The sequence below is a fragment of the Yoonia sp. genome (assembly GCF_017854415.1).
Classification (GTDB): Bacteria; Pseudomonadota; Alphaproteobacteria; order Rhodobacterales; family Rhodobacteraceae; genus Yoonia.
The window spans coordinates 1-18,106 of the sequence record NZ_JAFMHR010000059.1; the positions used below are offsets into that span (position 1 = coordinate 1).

Annotated in this window: 24 protein-coding genes; 16 read left to right on the forward strand and 8 right to left on the reverse strand. The window is 55.6% G+C overall.

Annotated features, from left to right (window positions below):
- Window positions 1-1,464: ATP-binding protein (locus QZ197_RS08370; protein ID WP_296431427.1), on the reverse strand; the 1,464-nt coding region annotated here is incomplete at its 3' end.
- A gap of 176 nt (window positions 1,465-1,640) precedes the next feature.
- Here QZ197_RS08370 and QZ197_RS08375 point away from each other — a divergent pair.
- The 6 genes from QZ197_RS08375 (at window position 1,641) to QZ197_RS08400 (ending at window position 6,792) form a co-directional block, all read left to right on the forward strand.
- Window positions 1,641-2,327, forward strand: coding sequence for a dimethylsulfonioproprionate lyase family protein (locus tag QZ197_RS08375; protein WP_296431428.1), 687 nt, complete (start codon window positions 1,641-1,643; stop codon window positions 2,325-2,327).
- Window positions 2,328-2,396: 69 nt separating this feature from the next.
- Window positions 2,397-3,281 (forward strand): NAD(P)-dependent oxidoreductase, encoded by an 885-nt coding sequence (locus QZ197_RS08380; protein ID WP_296431451.1) that lies wholly within the window; start codon window positions 2,397-2,399, stop codon window positions 3,279-3,281.
- Complete coding sequence (locus QZ197_RS08385) at window positions 3,281-3,859, forward strand: DUF4166 domain-containing protein (protein ID WP_296431429.1); 579 nt, start codon at window positions 3,281-3,283, stop codon at window positions 3,857-3,859. Before QZ197_RS08380 ends, QZ197_RS08385 begins: the two co-directional genes overlap by 1 nt.
- Before the next feature lie 9 nt (window positions 3,860-3,868).
- Window positions 3,869-4,519 (forward strand): DUF1007 family protein, encoded by a 651-nt coding sequence (locus tag QZ197_RS08390; protein ID WP_296431430.1) that lies wholly within the window; start codon window positions 3,869-3,871, stop codon window positions 4,517-4,519.
- Window positions 4,501-5,379, forward strand: a complete 879-nt coding sequence (locus tag QZ197_RS08395; protein WP_296431431.1) for a hypothetical protein — start codon at window positions 4,501-4,503, stop codon at window positions 5,377-5,379. Before QZ197_RS08390 ends, QZ197_RS08395 begins: the two co-directional genes overlap by 19 nt.
- A gap of 42 nt (window positions 5,380-5,421) precedes the next feature.
- A complete protein-coding gene (locus tag QZ197_RS08400; RefSeq protein WP_296431432.1) occupies window positions 5,422-6,792 on the forward strand; it encodes an MATE family efflux transporter in 1,371 nt (456 codons plus the stop codon).
- Here QZ197_RS08400 and QZ197_RS08405 read toward each other — a convergent pair.
- From QZ197_RS08405 to lgt, 5 genes are all read right to left on the reverse strand, one after another.
- Window positions 6,784-7,575: a Hint domain-containing protein gene (locus QZ197_RS08405; protein ID WP_296431433.1), complete on the reverse strand. Its 792-nt coding sequence runs from the start codon at window positions 7,573-7,575 to the stop codon at window positions 6,784-6,786. The genes QZ197_RS08400 and QZ197_RS08405 overlap by 9 nt on opposite strands.
- Before the next feature lie 234 nt (window positions 7,576-7,809).
- Window positions 7,810-7,971: a hypothetical protein gene (locus QZ197_RS08410; RefSeq protein WP_296431434.1), complete on the reverse strand. Its 162-nt coding sequence runs from the start codon at window positions 7,969-7,971 to the stop codon at window positions 7,810-7,812.
- A gap of 238 nt (window positions 7,972-8,209) precedes the next feature.
- Window positions 8,210-8,965 carry a peptidoglycan editing factor PgeF gene (pgeF, locus tag QZ197_RS08415; RefSeq protein WP_296431435.1) on the reverse strand — a complete coding sequence of 252 codons (756 nt, stop codon included), beginning with the start codon at window positions 8,963-8,965 and terminating at the stop codon, window positions 8,210-8,212.
- The gene (locus QZ197_RS08420) at window positions 8,962-10,020 is read right to left on the reverse strand and encodes an SAM-dependent methyltransferase (RefSeq protein ID WP_296431436.1); all 1,059 of its coding nucleotides are present in this window, start codon (window positions 10,018-10,020) and stop codon (window positions 8,962-8,964) included. The genes pgeF and QZ197_RS08420 overlap by 4 nt, the downstream gene beginning before the upstream one ends.
- On the reverse strand, window positions 10,017-10,895 hold the full coding sequence (gene lgt, locus QZ197_RS08425; RefSeq protein WP_296431438.1) for a prolipoprotein diacylglyceryl transferase: 879 nt from the start codon (window positions 10,893-10,895) through the stop codon (window positions 10,017-10,019). Before lgt ends, QZ197_RS08420 begins: the two co-directional genes overlap by 4 nt.
- Before the next feature lie 105 nt (window positions 10,896-11,000).
- Between lgt and QZ197_RS08430 the strand changes: the two genes are divergently transcribed.
- From QZ197_RS08430 to QZ197_RS08460, 7 genes are all read left to right on the forward strand, one after another.
- Complete coding sequence (locus QZ197_RS08430) at window positions 11,001-11,240, forward strand: accessory factor UbiK family protein (protein WP_296431439.1); 240 nt, start codon at window positions 11,001-11,003, stop codon at window positions 11,238-11,240.
- A gap of 306 nt (window positions 11,241-11,546) precedes the next feature.
- Window positions 11,547-12,050 (forward strand): YbjN domain-containing protein, encoded by a 504-nt coding sequence (locus tag QZ197_RS08435; RefSeq protein ID WP_296431440.1) that lies wholly within the window; start codon window positions 11,547-11,549, stop codon window positions 12,048-12,050.
- Window positions 12,051-12,124: 74 nt separating this feature from the next.
- Window positions 12,125-12,940, forward strand: coding sequence for a pyrroline-5-carboxylate reductase (proC, locus tag QZ197_RS08440; protein WP_296431441.1), 816 nt, complete (start codon window positions 12,125-12,127; stop codon window positions 12,938-12,940).
- The gene (locus tag QZ197_RS08445) at window positions 12,933-13,271 is read left to right on the forward strand and encodes a tRNA-binding protein (protein ID WP_296431442.1); all 339 of its coding nucleotides are present in this window, start codon (window positions 12,933-12,935) and stop codon (window positions 13,269-13,271) included. Before proC ends, QZ197_RS08445 begins: the two co-directional genes overlap by 8 nt.
- Window positions 13,268-14,218 (forward strand): D-glycerate dehydrogenase, encoded by a 951-nt coding sequence (locus QZ197_RS08450; RefSeq protein WP_296431443.1) that lies wholly within the window; start codon window positions 13,268-13,270, stop codon window positions 14,216-14,218. The genes QZ197_RS08445 and QZ197_RS08450 overlap by 4 nt, the downstream gene beginning before the upstream one ends.
- 93 nt (window positions 14,219-14,311) lie before the next feature.
- A complete protein-coding gene (locus QZ197_RS08455; RefSeq protein WP_296431444.1) occupies window positions 14,312-14,644 on the forward strand; it encodes a hypothetical protein in 333 nt (110 codons plus the stop codon).
- A 69-nt stretch (window positions 14,645-14,713) separates the two neighbouring features.
- Window positions 14,714-15,205, forward strand: coding sequence for a copper chaperone PCu(A)C (locus QZ197_RS08460; RefSeq protein ID WP_296431446.1), 492 nt, complete (start codon window positions 14,714-14,716; stop codon window positions 15,203-15,205).
- A gap of 71 nt (window positions 15,206-15,276) precedes the next feature.
- Here the strand turns inward: QZ197_RS08460 and QZ197_RS08465 are convergent, their stop codons facing one another.
- Both QZ197_RS08465 and QZ197_RS08470 read right to left on the reverse strand, forming a co-directional pair.
- Window positions 15,277-15,675, reverse strand: a complete 399-nt coding sequence (locus QZ197_RS08465) for a hypothetical protein (protein ID WP_296431447.1) — start codon at window positions 15,673-15,675, stop codon at window positions 15,277-15,279.
- Window positions 15,672-16,874: a pyridoxal phosphate-dependent aminotransferase gene (locus tag QZ197_RS08470; RefSeq protein ID WP_296431453.1), complete on the reverse strand. Its 1,203-nt coding sequence runs from the start codon at window positions 16,872-16,874 to the stop codon at window positions 15,672-15,674. The genes QZ197_RS08465 and QZ197_RS08470 overlap by 4 nt, the downstream gene beginning before the upstream one ends.
- 81 nt (window positions 16,875-16,955) lie before the next feature.
- Between QZ197_RS08470 and QZ197_RS08475 the strand changes: the two genes are divergently transcribed.
- From QZ197_RS08475 to QZ197_RS08485, 3 genes are all read left to right on the forward strand, one after another.
- Window positions 16,956-17,348 (forward strand): helix-turn-helix transcriptional regulator, encoded by a 393-nt coding sequence (locus QZ197_RS08475; RefSeq protein WP_296431448.1) that lies wholly within the window; start codon window positions 16,956-16,958, stop codon window positions 17,346-17,348.
- Entirely contained in the window at window positions 17,345-17,617 is a 273-nt protein-coding gene (locus tag QZ197_RS08480; RefSeq protein ID WP_296431450.1) for a succinate dehydrogenase assembly factor 2, read from the forward strand. Before QZ197_RS08475 ends, QZ197_RS08480 begins: the two co-directional genes overlap by 4 nt.
- A 107-nt stretch (window positions 17,618-17,724) precedes the next feature.
- Window positions 17,725-18,106, forward strand: a 382-nt coding sequence (locus QZ197_RS08485; RefSeq protein WP_296431454.1) for a winged helix DNA-binding protein, incomplete at its 3' end; no start/stop codon positions are given.

Genomic DNA, 18,106 nt, shown 5'->3' on the forward strand with positions numbered 1-18,106 from the left:
TGCTTCGCACAGGTCGTTAATCTCGGCGTTGGTTGTCAGTTTCGATGACGCAGCGCCCAACACGTTCAGGATTTTACCCTTGAGCGGCAGCAGCGCTTGGTTCACGCGGTTGCGCGCGCCTTTGCCTGATCCGCCAGCACTGTCGCCCTCCACGATGAACAGCTCTGTGCCTTTGCGGTCTTTGGATGTGCAATCGGTCAATTTGCCGGGCAGACGCAGTTTCTTGGTCGCGGATTTGCGTGCGGTCTCTTTTTCCTGACGCCGCTTAAGGCGTTCCTCGGCACGCAGCACCAGAAAATCAAGGATCGCACCTGCGGATTTCGTGTCAGCGGCCAGCCAGTTGTCAAAGTGGTCGCGCACGGCGCCTTCGGTCATTTTGGCGGCAATTTCGGAGGATAGGCGGTCTTTGGTTTGACCCACAAAGGCCGGATCGCGGATAAAGCACGACACCAGTGCGCAGCCGCCTGATGTCAGATCATCGCGGGTGATTTGCGCGGCTTTCTTGTTGTTTGATAGCTCGCCGTAAGCCTTGATGCCTTTCAGGATCGCGGCCCAAAAGCCACTGACGTGCGTGCCGCCTTCGGGCGTTGGCACGGTGTTACAATAGGATTGGATAAAGCCGTCGCGCACGGGCGTCCAGTTGATCGCCCATTCAACCTTGCCCGGCTCGCCAAATTTTTCGTTGAATTCGACGGTGCCTGCAAAGGGTTTATCGGCATAGGTCGTAGCAGTACCAAGCGTTTCCTTAAGGTAATCGGATAGGCCGCCGGGAAAATGGAACGTCGCCTCGCGCGGGGTTTCGCCATCGTCGATTTCCGTTTTCCAGCGAATTTCAACGCCAGAGAATAGATAGGCTTTGGACCGGATCGAACTGAACATGCGTGCGGGCTTGAAACGGTGCGCGCCAAATATTTCGGGGTCCGCATGAAAGGTGAACGTCGTGCCGCGTCTGTTTGGTGCGCTGCCGACTTTTTCGACAGGCCCCAGCGGGATACCGCGTGAAAAGCGTTGTTCATAAAGTTCTTTGTTGCGCGCAACTTGGACGACCAAGCTGTCAGACAATGCGTTCACAACGGATGCGCCGACGCCGTGCAAACCGCCTGATGTTTGATAGGCTTTGCCGGAAAACTTGCCGCCAGCGTGCAGTGTGCACAGGATGACTTCTAGCGCGGATTTGTCAGGGAACTTGGGGTGCGGATCGATCGGGATGCCGCGCCCGTTGTCTTTGATGGTCACGGAATAATCGGCATGCAGTTCGACTTCGATCCGGTTGGCGTGACCTGCGACCGCTTCGTCCATGGAGTTATCAAGGACTTCGGCCACCAAATGATGCAGTGCCCGTTCGTCCGTGCCCCCGATATACATGCCGGGACGCTTGCGCACAGGTTCCAGCCCTTCAAGCACCTCGATGCTGTCGGCGTTATAGTCGTCGGGGCCGCTGCTGGACAAAAGATCGTTGGTCATGGGCTGCTCACCTCAATTATTGTTTGGTGCAATATGACAGAGCAGACGGGGTGGGGAAAGGCTGCATCTGGCATCGTTTGGCCAAGTTGGTTGCGACAAATGCAGATTGCGGGCACCGATGGGTTGGCGGTTGATGCACATCATGCCATGAAACGAAAAAGCAAGGATTGCACCGCATGGACCACCCCGCCGATATACCGCCGCCGCGCCTGCGCACGCTGCCTGATTGGCGCTATCTGCTGCAGGAATACTACGAGCTTTACCGCTTTTTGCCGTCGGGTGGCAGCGAGCGTATTCGTGGCCATCAACGCAATGTGCGCGAGGCAATAAATCGCGTGCTCAAGGCCAATCCAGAGATTTGCACGCAGCCGCCCGCGACCAAACCTGTGACTGCGCACCTCAAACGCGCCTTTGATCAAGGGCGCGGTGACCGGATGGGTAAAATGGTGCGCGCGTTAGAATCTGTGCAAACGGATTTGTCGTGGCAGTACGGGTATGAAAAGGTGCCAAAGGGCCTTGTCGGGAACTATGCTTATGCAGAGGTGGCTGGTCCTGCGGGGCCCGTGGTGTCGGACGAGATTATTTTGGGGATCGTTTTGTTTGGTCCGGGTTGCACCTATCCCGCACATGCCCATCGTGGGATCACCGAAAGCTATGTTTGTTTGTCCGGTGCCGTGTCGGAAAACCATCAAGGCGTCTATGTGCCCGGTTCAATGATTTTTAACCCGCCAGAACACCTGCACCGCATCACGGTCGGCGTGAATGAGCCGGCACTTTTGGCCTACGCTTGGATCGGCAGCAAAGGCGATCTGAAGGACCAAAAGATGGTGTTCACCCGCAAGCGCCGCGACGGTGCGCCATAGGCGAAAGTAGTTTGTCAGTCAGGTATGCTTGGGGCATTATCACCTCAATTCAAACAAGGGCACATGGATATGCGGGTTTTCTTTACAGGCGGCAGCGGCAAGGCTGGTAAACATGCGATTGCGTATCTGCAGGGGCAGGGTCACCATGTAGTCAATGCGGATCTAACCCCGTCCGGTCTGGCTGTACCGGAATTGCTGATTGACCTGTGTGATGCAGGCCAAGTGATCGGGGCCATGTCGCAGTTTGTGGATTTCTACCAACTTGATACTGGTGACGGTGTGCCGAAATACGATGCGGTCGTGCATTTCGCTGCAGTCCCGCGCGTCATGATCGGCACGGATGGCGAGTGCTTTCGTCAGAACACACTGACCACTTACAACGTCATTGAAGCGGCTGTGAAACTGGGTATTCCCAAAGTGATCTTTGCCAGTTCCGAGACGACGTACGGCGTTTGTTTTGCCGATGGCGAAGTCAAACCACAGTATATTCCGATCGACGAAGATCACCCGACGGTGCCGCACGACAGCTATGCGATGTCCAAGGTCTGCAACGAGGTCACAGCCAAATCATTCCACGCCCGCACGGGCATCGATATTTACGGCCTGCGGATCAATCACGTCACAGAACCGCATGAATATGCAGAGAACTTTCCGGCTTACATGGATGATCCAGCCTGCCGTCGCCGCAATATCTTTGCGTATATCGATGCCCGCGATTTGGGGCATATGGTTGACTGTTGCCTTAAAACGGACGGGCTGGGCTATCAGGTCTTCAACGTCTCGAATAGTGACGCATCGGTTGGGATATCATCTGATGAGGTGGTCGCGCGGTTCTATCAAGGCGTGCCCGTAAAACGGCAGATGCGGCCAGACGAGACGTTTTACGCCAATGACAAAGCCAAGCAGATGGTCGGGTTTGCCCCCAAGCATTCTTGGCGCGATGTGCTTGGCTGATGACACCAGATAGTGGTGCTGCGCCTGTTTTCGCAGCTTTTCTAGGTGCTGAGTTTGACGCTCTTGCATACGCCGTACGCGCAGGTCACGACGTACGCGGCCCGTTGGCAATGAAAGGGAGGGCACGGGTCACGCGAGGTACATCGCTGTGGTCGCGTGGCTTGGCGGGGCTGTTCAGATTTCCGCCTGCCGCAGATGATGTGGCCGTTGCTGTGACGATGACCCCGCAGAACGGCGGAGAGTTCTGGGAGCGCCGCTTTGGTGCAAGGCGTTTTACATCGTTTTTGAAGGTACAAGACGGTGCGATGACCGAAACTTTTGGTCCATTCACGTTTACGCTGGGCCTGCATGTCGCGGATGGGATGCTGTTCTATCCGGTGAAGGCGGGCAGGTTGGGCCCGGTCCCTTTGCCTAAGTTCCTAATGCCACAAAGCATTGCGCGTGAGTTTGAAGCGGACGATCGGTTTCATTTTGATGTGCAGCTACTTGCCCCGCTGACCGGCGCATTGATGGTGCATTACCAAGGCTGGTTAGAACCAGAAGACGTGCCCATTGTCGCGGATGCTGATGCGCCCTAGATATCCATGATGCGCCTGACCTTTCCTTTGATTGCGGCCCTTGCTTTTCCGGTGACCGCTGCCGCCCATCCGCATGTGTTTGTGCAGGCGCAGGTGGCCGTGGTGTTTGATGATGCGGGCAAACTGTCGGTGCGTCTGGACTGGTTCTATGATGACCTGTTTTCGCTTTTGGTGACAAGTGACCTTGGGATCGACATGGATGGCGATTTGTTGCTGACAGCAGAAGAACAAGCGTTGCTAGACGGGCAAATCACTGCTTGGCCGCCTGATTATGCGGGCGATCTAGAGGTGGCTCAGGACGGCGTGATTCTGACGTTGGCCGACAAGCAAGACCATGCAATGACATATGAAGGCGGGTTGTTTCACGAGGCGCATGTCAGGCCGGTAGCTGCGGTTGCGGACCCCGCTGCACCACTGCTAATTCGGGTTTACGACCCCAGCTTTTACACGGCCTATGAACTACTACCCGCTGTAACGGTCGAAGGCCGTGATGATTGCGATGTGCAAATTATCGCCGCAGATATTGATGCGGCATATGCTTTGGCGGAAAGCCAGTTGGACGACCGTGATCCTAGCACAGTTGGTCCCGACGAATATTTCCCTGCAATTGGCGACGCTTTCGCCGACACGATTGTTGTGACATGCGCGGACCCGCTTTAGTCCTAGGCATCATGGCTGCAGTGGCGCTGTGGCTTTGGGCGCTTGGTGGCGCCGATCAAATCACACGGTTCGCGTCTGATACGCAACGTGATGTGCAAAACGCTATGGCCGCGTCTTTGCGTGGATTGCGCGCGGGCGAAGCAGGGGCATTGATGACGCTTTGGGGGCTTTGTTTTGCTTACGGGTTCGTACATGCCGCAGGGCCAGGACACGGAAAGCTGGTGATTGGCGGGTATGGCGCGGGATCAAGTGTGACGGCCCGCAGGCTGGCGGGCTTGGCGCTTGGCGCATCACTGGCGCAGGCGGCAACGGCGATCATCTTGGTCTATTTTGCAGCGTTTGTTTTGGGCTGGGGGCGCGCGCAAATGACCGATTTGGCCGATGATGTGCTGGCTCCTCTCAGCTATGCATTGATCGGAGCGGTTGGGCTTTGGCTGCTGATCAGAGGGCTGCGCCACCTGAAACCGGAACATGTGCATGTTGGTGACGGCGATACTTGTGCGGCTTGCGGGCATGCGCACGGGCCAACCGTTGAACAGGCCGAGGCCGTGGGTTCGTGGCGTGATGCACTGGCCGTGATTGGAACAATTGCGGTGCGACCCTGCACAGGTGCGCTGTTCTTGCTGATCCTGACGTGGCGGTTTGGGATTGATTATGCAGGTATTATTGGGGCCTTTGTTATGGGACTGGGCACGGCAAGCATCACGATCCTTGTAGCTGTTGCCTCTGTCGGTTTTCGCGAAAGCACACTGAAATTGGTCAACCACAGCGCCGTTGCACGCGCCGGTGCGTTGTTCGAAATTTGCACTGGCGCGATTGTCGTGATCTTGGCCACACAGTTGGTGCTGCGCGCGATCTGATAGTGCTTTACCCCGGCTGGCTTGGGGCCTAAGCCTTTGACCATGACTGCTGTCGCACAAACATATCAAGATCACAGCCGCGCGGTCTGGAAGCTGGGGATGCCATTAATCCTTAGCAATTTGGCGCAGTTTGCGATCCATATTACCGATACAGTGATGCTGGGCTGGTACAGTGTGACAGCACTTGCGGCGTCAACCATCGCAGGCACGATGTTCTTTGTTATCTTCATTGTAGGGGCCGGATTTTCGCAGGCCGTAACACCTTTGGTGGCTGCAGCCGCCGAAGAAGACGACGACGTCCAAGTCCGCCGTGTGACCCGCATGGGGCTATGGCTTTCGATCCTCTACGGCTTGATTGTGACGATTCCGTTCTTCTGGGCCGAAGATATCTTGATTGCGATGGGCCAAGATGCCGAGGTCGCAGACCTTGCGCATATCTACCTGCAGATCGTGATTTGGCAGATGGTGCCTGCGCTGATCGTTATGACGCTCAAGGCTTTTCTGGCCGCGATGGAACACACGGCAATCATTCTCTGGGCGACGATTGGCACGGCTGTGCTGAACGGATTTGTAAACTATGCGCTGATTTTCGGAAATTGGGGCATGCCCGAGCTGGGCATCAAAGGCGCAGCAATCGCATCGCTGACAGTGACCACGATCACTGTTCTGATCTTGGTCATTTATATCTTGCGTGTCCTGCCGCAGTTTCAATTGTTCAAGAATTTTTGGCGTAGCGATAGCGAGATTATGAAGCGTGTCTACAAGTTGGGCTGGCCTATCGGGCTGACATCTTTGGCTGAGGGCGGATTGTTTAGCGCGTCTGCCGTGATGATGGGTTGGATCGGGCCGCTTGAATTGGCGGCACACGGCATCGCCATCCAATTGGCGAGCCTGACATTCATGGTCCATATCGGTTTTAGTCAGGCGGCAACGGTACGCGCAGGGCGGGCGCTGGGCCGCAGGGACAAGGCATCTTTGCGCCGTGGCGGGATCACTGCGATTGGCATGTCGGCAATCTATGCGGTCGTGACATCACTGATCTTTTTGGCGATTCCCGAAACCCTCGTGTCCTTGTTTATCGATCCTGCGGAGCCGGAGCGCGCGACGCTGCTGCGGATTGGCGCGAGCTTGATTATGGTTGCCGCATTGTTCCAGTTGGTTGATGGTTTGCAGGTGTTGGCCTTGGGCCTGCTACGCGGTGTTCAAGACACAACGGTGCCGATGATTATGGCCACATTCAGCTATTGGGTGATTGGCCTGCCCGTCAGCTATATTTTGGCGTTCAAGTTTAACATGGGCGGCGTTGGTTTGTGGCTGGGCCTTGTGATCGGCCTTGCTGTAGCTGCCGTTTTGATGATGACGCGGTTTTGGGGGCGATCCGTTAAGATCACCCCACATCCAAGTTCACTCTAGCAGTTCTAGATCACGCAAGCGCAGACGTGGGCAGTCGAGCATGCCAAAGTCTTCGAAAGACTGCTTGTGCGGGAACAGGGCCAAGTAGGCGCGCAAGGCCGCACCACGTAAGCCAAGGTTGAATGCGGTGCCCGGGTGCAGCGTTTCGATTTCAACACCGTTCACTTCAAGGCTTTGCTGTTTTTCAAAACCGAATTGGTAGACAGCAAATGGCGTTGTAGGACGCAGTGACAAGACGTTATTGCCGTCCACGAAATCAGACGCGGGGATAAATGCGGCGTCGCTACCGCTTACGCGGCGGATGCCAGCGGCGCGGTGCAAAATACGCGCGCCATATCCAAGCACAAGATCAGGCGAAGGGCGGTTATATCCCATTGCGTCCGCGGTCAGACGGGTCAGCGTGGGCAAGGGGCTGTTCTCGGCGGGGCGGTTTGGCTGGATGGTAATGCAGCCGCGCCATTGGACAGTTTCAAAGCTGCCGTCACCAAGGCGCAATTTATCGCCCGGCAAGACATCTTCAACGGCGATAATGCCATTTTCCGAAGTGACCAATGCGCCTTGTTTGAGGACGCAAAACGCTTGCTCATAAACGGTGTGAGCGCGGGCTGTCCGGCGGATGTCACGCAATTGCCCGTCACGATCAAGATACATGATCTCGTACTTGCGCATCGGCAGCTCTGGCGGAAGCGGCGCAAAGGCATCAAGTGCGTCCTGACGCAACGATGCGGGACGGCTGTTGTGGTGTGTTACTTGTGAAAACGAAGCGGAAAGGGGCTGGTTCATGCGAAAGCCTATCTATCAGGGTTCACATCAGTTGCTGGGCCCACCGCACAACATCTGAGGTCAACAAGGGTTACTGTTTAAAATACACGTGTTCGTCTGTTGCGCCTGCGGCTTCGGTCATCACAGCCCACGCGTGGACTGATCAAGACGTCGAACCTCAAGCTTTCGTGCCGCCACAGGCCGCGAAACTTCGCGACAAAAGCTGTTGGCGACAGCGATCTTTAAAGAGGGGATCTAGGCGCTTTGCGCCTGTAAAACCGTTGATTGGGCTTCTTCATTTGCCCGCTCTTTGCGACGCATAATCATCGCCTTGCGTGGCGCACCGCGCTCCCAAGGCATTGGGGTGTCATATGCTGCTACAGCGGCTTCCAAGGATTTCTGCCAACGACTTTTCATTTTTGATACCTTCTTCTTAAGAGCCCTCTTTTGGCGAGGGCATTGTGAAGAAGATGACGTCTTAAACTGGCGAGAATTTGACGAAGGGCAAATTTCTTCATTTTTTACCGAGTTGGTTCAATTGCCCTCAGCAATATATTGAAAAAACACACACAAATTGGTTTGCGACATGGGGTTCCTTGTTGCCGCGACGACTGAACTGCGGCGGTTTCGCCCCATTCTGCCTTTGTTTGCAGCTTCAGAGCCGAATTGTGGCAATAAGTCGCCCGTAGTCCGCCTGCTTTTGGTGAACCGACCGACGGTAGCTATAGAATCGCTTTGCATCCGCATAGGTGCAATGTCCAGTCCACGCCGCACTTGCGACGCCAATCTGTTTAAGGCGGTGCAGCCCGAAGGCGGGCAGATCAAATTGAAAACGATCACCCTTACCGGCCGTGAAAAACTGTGCATGGTCTGGGTCGGTCGCAACAAAGCTTTCGCGCAGTTCCGGTCCGACTTCGTAGTTGGTTTGGCTGATTGAGGGTCCGATCACGGCTACGATGTCCGCGCGTGCAGCGCCAAGGGTCTCCATCTGCGCCACAGTCGCGTCGAGCACGCCGCCTAACGCGCCTTTCCAGCCTGCGTGCGCGGCTCCGATTACGCCTGCCTTTTTGTCGGCAAATAGAACGGGCTGACAATCGGCCGTCAGGATGCCCAATGCGATCCCCTTTGTGGCAGTGACCATGGCGTCCGCTTTTGGTGCCTGCGCATGTGGTGCATTGATTATTACTGCATCCGCGGAGTGGATTTGATGCACTCCAATGAGGTCATCAATTTCAACGTCCATCGCGCCTGCCACCCGTGCGCGGTTGATATGCACAATGTCGCGCTGGTCGGAACTGCCAAACCCACAGTTCAGCCCAGAGAATACGCCCGACGATGCACCACCACCGCGGCCAAAGAACCCGTGCCGTGTTCCCGCCAAAAGCGGATGTTGTATAATGTCCAGTGTCATGGCTCTAACCCAGATGGCGGAGTTGCGGTGGCGGGATAAATTCCCATCACTTTAAATAGGTCACCCATTTCTGCAGGGTGGGTCAAGCGCCGATGTGCTTTGATGTGTGCGTCGCGGGTGGGGCCAGTAAGCCGTTGCGCGAGGATCTGCGCACGTGCGGTGATCCCTAGCCGTTCAAGGTACACACCCTGCGTCGTCAGTCGTGTGAATTTTGCAGGGGGAGCGTTGTGTGCGATTGCCGCGAAATCAACGTGTGCGGTGAGGTCACTTTCGCCGGGTGTCGCAAGCGGGTCCACATGATCATGCGCCTTAAGCGCCTGCAGTGTGTCCCCTTGTGACTGCCAATCCCCATAGTCGATGACCAGTGCGGTGCCGCCGTGTGTGTCTATCAATTGCCCAATCGTTTGCATGATTGCAGGCAGGGCGGTGCAATGCTCTATCAGATCACCTTCGGCGGTATCGGCAAGCCTCTGTTCAAGCAGGGCAAGTGGTGCCGCGGTAGACAGTCCAAAGCTTAGTTCATCATCGGTCAACCCCACCATCTTTTCGCGCCACGCGTCGCCTGTCCGTACGAACTGCCGGATTGGTAGCGCATCAAAGAATTCGTTGGCGATCAGGAATAGCGGTTGCTCGGGCAGGGTGGCCACACTGTCTTGCCAGTGGGCATCGGGGACGGTTTTCGCTTGGACCTTGCGTAAAGTGGGTGAGGTTTCAACAAAGTGGACGGCCATAGCATCATGGAAACCCGGCACAGCTTTGGTGGCGCGCAGGATGTCCGCCATCAATGTGCCGCGTCCCGGACCCAGCTCTGCCAAGGTAAAGGGCGCGGGTTTGCCTTGGTCGATCCATGATTGTGCCAGTGACAAACCGATGAGTTCGCCAAACATCTGGCTAATCTCGGGGGCGGTGATGAAATCGCCGTTTTGCCCAAACGGATCGCGGGTGGCGTAGTAGCCGTGCACGGGATGCATCAAGCAGTCTGCCATGTAGTCGGCCAAACTGATCGGGCCGGTCCGCGCGATGCGGGCGACCAAAAGATCACCCAAGACCGTCATCTGCGCCGTGCCATTAGCACAACTGTTAGACCCACAAGGATCATCGGCAGTGTCAGGGTTTGGCCCATCGTCAGGCCGATGCCGTTTACATGGAAGGCCAGCCCAAGCTCATTTCCGACCGTGACGAATTGCGCATCAGGTTGGCGCACGAATTCGACCATGAAACGCGCGATGCCGTAGCCCGTGAAGAAGACACCAGACAATAGCCACGGTTTCTTCAGCGCGCCAAAGCGGAAGGCCAGTAGCAGCAGGATAGTGCCCAGCAGCAGCCCTTCTAGCCCAGCTTCGTAAAGCTGTGAGGGGTGACGCACGCAAGGTTCTAACGCTGTTGCACAGGCTTGGGCAGCTTGGCCCGGAAAGACGACGCCCCAAGGCAGGTCCGTAGGACGCCCCCAAAGCTCGGCGTTGATGAAGTTTGCGATGCGGACAAGAAAAATCGCGGGTGCTGCGGAAACGGCAATAATGTCTGCCAAATCCGGCACAGATACCTTTTGGCGTTTGCTAAACACAAAGACTGCGACGACCACACCCAGAAAACCGCCATGAAATGACAGCCCACCTTCCCAGATTTTAAAGACATCAAGCGGAGCGGACAGAAATTCAGCGGGCTTATAGAATAGCACATAGCCCATGCGCCCCCCGCCAATCACGCCGATCACGATATACGTTAGCAAGTCTTCGAGCTGCGACACCTTCATCGGCGGCCCGTTGCGCCACAGCGCGGGCCGGTTCAGCGCGAATTTGATCAACTGCCAACCTAGCGCGATACCCACAATATAGGCCATCGCATACCAGCGCAGAGCGATCTCAAAGCCGCCAACGGAAAACGCGAATATCTCCGGCGAGATATTGGGAAAGGGGATTGCTGCAAACATGCCGCCATTCCTTGTCGGTGCATGCGTCAAAGTCAACCAGACAATGCCCGCTTGTCCGAACGCGCCGTAGGCACCATATAGAGGACAAAGCGATTGGAGAACCTAATGACTAACAATAAAATCCTCGATGACATCAGCCAACTGATGACAAATGCAATGGGCGTGGCCCAAGGTGCCAAAGACGAGGCGCAAACCGCGATGTCATCGATGATGGACCGCTGGTTGGCAGATCGCGACTTTGTTACTCGTGAAGAGTTCGACGCGGTACGTGCGATGGCCCAAAAGGCCCGCGAAGAAAACGACGCGCTAGCGGTACGGATCGCGGCGTTAGAAGCGAAAAAGTAAATCTTCGCACGGTGGGGTTTGTCCCCATCGGCAATCTCTAAACTGAATAAATCTACCGGCGGGGGGAAACCCCCGCCCTACAAACTTGCGCGCCACAAAATGCCAAATTCGGACGACATATCCACATGTTTTTTGTCTGACGCGCCGCATACTCCCTTTTATCCCCAAGAAATGGCTTTACAGCTAGGATCCCTTCGGTCCACGATATGTAGTAGGGGATAAAGGTGAACAACACCGTCCCTAGAGCAGTTATCTAGCGCTGGGGCACTGCCATGTCCCCTTCGCCAACGCAGTGAGGCAAAGCACATGGCATTGTCCGAGCATTTCCCTGATGCAGAAGATCTCCACCCGATTGATCTGGTGGAACATATCGCAGAGCACCACGCGTGGGAGTTTGACCGCATTCACGACGACCAGATCGCGATGGCCGTCGAGGGCCAATGGCGGACGTATTCAATTACGCTTGCTTGGTCTGCATATGATGAAACGCTTCGTTTGATCTGTACCTTTGACATGGAGCCGCCCGAAGACCGGATGCCGGCCCTGTACGAAACATTGAACACCATCAATGACCGCTGTTGGGCGGGTGCCTTTACGTGGTGGGATGAACAAAAGCTGATGGTTTACCGCTATGGGCTGATGTTGAGCGGGGATCAGGTTGCTGGGCCAGATCAAGTTGACACAATGATATCTGCGGCTGTTGCTGCCTGCGAGCAGTACTACCCTGCGATCCAACTGGTCACATGGGCGGACCGCACGCCGCAAGACGCCGTGCAGGTCGCTATTGGCGGTGCTTACGGGCGGGCCTAAAATTATTGCTAAGGTGGGTTTAAACCCACCTTACGTTTCCGTAACCTTTTGCGAGATATACAAGAGGTGCATCCATGAACATGAATGATGTCGCAGCGCGCGGGCTGGTTTTGCTAGGTTGCGGGAAAATGGGCTCTGCTATGCTGAATGGCTGGCTGCGTTCCGGGTTACCGGCCAAGTCGGTTTGGGTCATTGATCCACATCCGTCTGTGTGGCTCAAGGAACAGGGCGTGCATATTGGCGGTGATTTGCCTGACAATCCTGCGATTGCGATTATTGCTGTCAAACCGCAGATGATGGCGGATGCGTTGCCTGACGTAAAAGTGTTGGGCAATGGGCATACTTTGGTCATTTCAATTGCGGCGGGCACACCGATTGCCACCTTTGAGGCGATGTTGGGTGAAAAAACCCCAATCGTGCGTGCGATGCCGAACACGCCTGCCGCTGTTGGCCGTGGTATCACGGCGCTAATCGGCAACACCAATGTCACACCTGATGATATGGATTTGGCTGATGGGCTTTTGCTGTCGATTGGTCAAACTGTCCGCTTGGATAACGAAGGACAGATGGATGCGGTCACTGCGGTGTCCGGCTCTGGCCCTGCCTATGTGTTTCACCTGATCGAAGCGCTCGCTGCTGCGGGCGAAGCCGAAGGTTTGCCCGCTGATTTGGCGATGCAATTGGCCAAGGCCACGGTCGGCGGTGCAGGAGAGTTGGCAGAGGACGTGGATGAAACGCCCACCCAATTGCGGATCAATGTGACCTCGCCCAATGGTACAACCCAAGCAGCACTTGAGGTGCTGATGGATGCGGAGACAGGTTTTCCGCCATTGCTGCGCCGTGCGGTTGCTGCGGCGGCAAATCGGTCCCGCGAGCTATCAAATGAGTGATATTTCATTTGATGATTTCCTAAAGGTCGATGTGCGCGTTGGCACCGTCCTGCGGGCTGAACCCTATCCAGAGGCGCGCAAGCCTGCGATCAAACTGTGGATCGATTTCGGGGATGAGATCGGCGAGAAAAAGACCTCTGCCCAGATCACGGCACATTATGCGCCAGAGACATTGGTCGGCAAACAAGTGCTTGCTGTTGTCAATTTTCCGCCCCGTCAAATTGGTAAATTCATGTCCGAGGTTCTGGTCCTTGGCATGCCAGATGAAACCGGAGAGGTCGTTTTGGTCGGCCCCGACCAACCCGTGCCAATCGGAGGGCGCTTGCATTGAAGAAAAAACTATTGATTACGCGGCTTTTGCCTGATGCAAACCTTGCCGCCGCGCGCACGCGCTATGATGTGACTGTCCGCGACACCGCTGACGGGTTGACCGTGGCCGAGGCTGCGGCGGCGCTGCGAGACTATGATGCGATCTTGCCCACCTTGGGCGATCAATTCACGGCCGATGCTTTCACGGGCGATATCCGCTGCGGTGTGCTGGCGAACTTTGGTGTCGGATATAACCACATTGACGCCGCGGCTGCGGCCAAAGCGGGTGTGGCCGTTTCAAACACCCCTGATGTGGTTACTGACGCAACTGCTGATATTGGCCTGACGTTGATCCTGTCCACCTGCCGTCGCGCGGGCGAGGGTGAGCGTTTGGTACGTGCCGACAAATGGGGCGGCTGGGGCCCGACGCAGATGCTTGGCACCCATGTAACAGGCAAAACAGTGGGGATCGTCGGCATGGGCCGTATTGGTCAGGCTGTCGCGCGCCGCTGTCATTACGGGTTCGAAATGCCGGTTCTGTATTTTAACCGTTCGCAAAAGGCGGTCGATTTGCCCGCCCGTCAGGTGGACACTCTGCAAGAGTTGATGGCGGCTTGCGATATCGTTGTTGTTACTGTGCCAGGCGGTGGTGCGAACACGCATATGATCGATGCCGCAGCCTTGGCCGCGATGAAGTCCACGGCTATCTTCGTCAATATCGCACGTGGTGATGTGGTGGATGAACCTGCTTTGATTGCGGCTTTGCAGGCAGGCCAGATTGCAGGTGCGGGACTGGATGTCTTTGCCGCAGAACCTGTTGTGCCTGACGCATTTCGCGCGATGGAGAACGTCGTTTTGCTGCCCCATTTGGGGACGGCGGCGCTCGAAGTGCGCGAGGCGATGGGGCAGATGGCCTTGGATAACATCATCGCGTGGGATGAAGGTCGCCCGCTCCCGCAGTCTGTTTGACCAATTGTTGTAGCGCAGGGTCTGGAACCCCGCGTTGCGCAGTATTATAATAACATCAAGATGCAGTTGAAAAAGCTCCTCCTTGCCCGATTGATGATTGTCTTTGCGCTGTTTGTCGCAATGGCCAGTTCGGGCTTGGCGCATCGGTTTGAGTCCCGTGCCGCGACTGAAAGCCTGAACGCCTATCTCGCGGCTGGCGGTACTTACGCCGATATTTGCGCTGATGACGGGTTTGGCGGGCACAGCGGTGGCCAGACCTGTGATGCGTGTCGCTTAGTCGATAACGTCGCTTTGCCGCCTGTGGGTGCGTCCTGTGTGGCGCCACATTCGGTTATTCTGGCCACACATAGCGCTTTAGCGGCGTTGCCGCAGCCCTCGTTTGTTCCCGATCCGTCGCGCCCTGTCCGCGCACCTCCCATGGTTTGATGACTGTCTAATTACACAATCAAACCATACGTGACCCGGTAGAACGGGCACAGCTTTCGGAGAGAACTTATGAAACTTATCACACTGACCGCAGCCGCTTTGTGTTCGCTGGCAACAACCCTGTCGGCACATGAATATAAAGTCGGCGATATCGTCGTTGATCATCCAATGGCGTTCGAGACCGCCAAGACCGCCCAAACTGGCGGCGGCTTTATGAAGATCACCAACAATGGCACCACCACTGATCGGCTGGTGGCTGTTACAGCCGCTTTCCCGCGCGTCGAAATCCACACAACCGAAATGGACGGCGATATCGCACGCATGATGCAGCTAGAGGACGGGATCACACTGCAGCCGGGCGAAACCGTGACACTGATGCCAGGCGGACTGCACATCATGTTTATGGGGCTGGGTGGCGATCCGTTTGAGGTCGGCGAAGAAATTCCTGCAACCCTGATGTTTGAAAACGCAGGCGCGCTCGAGATCGAATTCAACGTGGAAGAGCGTAAAATGGGCGATCACGGCACGATGGACCATAGCGGTCACACGATGGGTAATTAAATCTAAATACGCCAGAAATCAGGGCAGGGCAGCCGTATGTTGTCCTGCCTTTTCCATGCTAATATTGGCACTTAACCCTTGGTCGCGCGATCTGCCTTTTTGCGCACCAAATTGCTGCGCAAATCGTGCATTGCGATCAGCAATTCTTCGGTCACCTGTTCCAACTGTGCATCCGTCGCTTTGGATTGCACCCAATGACTTGTGATGTTGATCTGATCAATAGCACGGTGAATATCGTCCATTTGTCGCACGGCCAGCAGGTCTAGCCGTGCGTTCATCCATCCTGTGATCGTATCACGCTCTGCGTCGGTCAGGATGTGATCGCCCAGCACTTTGAAATCGCCCCGGTTGGTGTTGACCACAGCGATTTGGTCGAACTCGAGCCTGCGGTCACGGTTTTCTCCGTCCACACGGAAGACCACCGCGCCATTATCGCGCACCCGAAAATATAGATCAGGAAATCCGGTCACGTCAGAGCTTTGCAGAAATTGATGATCCGCTGGCAGGCCTCTTTAAGGGCTTCGTCAGAGGTTGCATAGCTGACGCGGAAATTAGGGCTCAGTCCAAAGGCCGCGCCAAAGACTACCGCAACGCCAGTTTCTTCCAGCAATGCGGTCGCAAAGACCTCGTCATTGTCGATCACTGTGCCTGCGGGTGATGTTTTACCCAAGCAACCTGCAATGGACGGATAGACGTAGAATGCGCCTTCGGGTTCTGGGCAGATGATTCCGGGTGCTTGGTTCAGCATTGCGACGACAAGGTCGCGACGGCGTTCAAACAGCATATTGTTGGGGGCTAGAAAATCTTGCGTGCCATTGAGCGCTTCGACGGCCGCGTATTGGCTGACGGAACACGGGTTTGATGTTGATTGCGATTGCACCTTGCGCATCGCTTTGATCAAAAGCTCTGGCCCAGCAGCATAGCCGATACGCCAGCCTGTCATCGCATAGGCTTTGGACACACCGTTTACGGTCAGTGTGCGATCATAAAGTAGCGGTTCAACTTGGGCGGGCGTGCAGAACTTGAAGTTCCCGTAGGCCAGATGTTCATACATGTCGTCTGTCATGATCCAGACATGAGGATGACGCAGCAGGACGTCTGTAAGTTCCTTCAGCTCTGACCAGCTATAGCCAGCGCCCGTCGGATTTGACGGCGAGTTGAACAAGAACCACTTTGTTTTCGGCGTGATCGCGGCCTCAAGTTGGGCGGCAGTGATTTTGAAGCTAGCCTCAAGCTGGGCTTCGACGGTGACAGGTGTGCCGCCTGCAAGTAGAACCATATCGGGATAGCTGACCCAATAAGGTGCGGGGATGATCACTTCGTCACCTGCATTCAGCGTCGCCATAAACGCGTTATACAGGACCTGCTTGCCACCAGTGCCGATTGTCACTTGGGACGGGGTATAGGTCAGTTCATTGTCGCGGATGAATTTCGCGCAAATCGCCTGCTTTAGCTCTGGAATGCCGTCAACAGCCGTGTATTTCGTCTTGCCTGCCGTGATGGCGGCGATCCCTGCATCCTTGATGTTCTGGGGGGTGTCGAAATCAGGTTCGCCTGCACCCAGCCCAATGACATCACGGCCAGCGGCCTTCAGCTCTTGGGCCTTGGTGGTCACCGCGATTGTCGGAGACGGTTTGACGCGGTCGAGTGTCGCAGAAAGAAAGGTCATTTGTGGCATCCGGTGGTAAAAAGGGTAGGTGTGTGACATAGGACGCAAGCATGCATCATGGCAAGCATCAAGGAGTTAGAGATGACGGAAGACCACGGTTGGTTTAGCGAAGATACCGCGACATTCGGGGACAGGCTTGCTGCTGCCCGAGAAGCGGCGGGTCTCAGTCAGGCGGCGTTCGCGAGCAAATTAGGTGTCAAACCAGTCACAATGACCAGCTGGGAAAACGACCTGAAAGAACCACGCGCCAACCGTCTACAGATGATGTCGGGTATCCTTGGTGTTTCGATGAGCTGGCTTTTGACCGGCGCTGGTGACGGTCCGGATGCGCCGGATGAAGCGAATGATCTGTCCGATGATGTGCTGGACCTGTTGGCTGAAATGCGGGCGCTGCGCAGCCAAATAGCGCAGTCTGGTGAAAAACTGGGGCGTTTGGAAAAGCGACTGCGCGCGGCACTGAAAGATCCCGAATGACCGAAGATCGCGAAACCATGATTAAACGGCTGCGCATGCGGTCAATGCGGCGTGGCATCAAAGAGATGGATTTGATCTTGCAGGCTTTTGCAGATGCAAATCTGGCTGGTTTCACAGATGATGCGCTCGTGCTTTATGACCAGCTTTTGTCAGAAAATGATCATGATATTTATGGCTGGGTCGGGGGGCAGTTTGCCGTGCCAGAGGAATACCTTGATCTTGTCTCGCAGATTGCTGACGGGGCGCAAGGTGTAACCAAACCCGCTTAGCGGACAAGGTTATAAAACCATTCTACGCTTAACTAAATTTTGTTGATTTCGATTTATTCCATTCCCAAGTTGAGAGCGGAGCACTGAAAATGACAATTCATAGCGAAATGGGTGATCCCCCAAACACGGGTATATCCAGCACTGAAAGCGCCGCATTTATGACGGCCTACCTTGATGCGTTGACCCTTGTTGAAAGGTTGCACCGACTGCTGCTGGACGTGATCAAGGACGAGTTCGAACGTCTTGGTCTGCTTGAGATTAATCCGGTGCAGGCCTTGCTGCTGTTCAATGTCGGCGACAACGAAGTTACCGCCGGAGAACTGAAATCGCGCGGCTATTACCAAGGGTCTAACGTGTCCTATAATCTGAAAAAACTCGTTGATGCGGGCTACATGCACCATGAGCGTAGCGAAATTGACCGTCGCTCTGTGCGGGTGCGCCTGACTGAAAAGGGCCGGGGGGTGCATTTGGTGGTCTCAAAACTGTTCA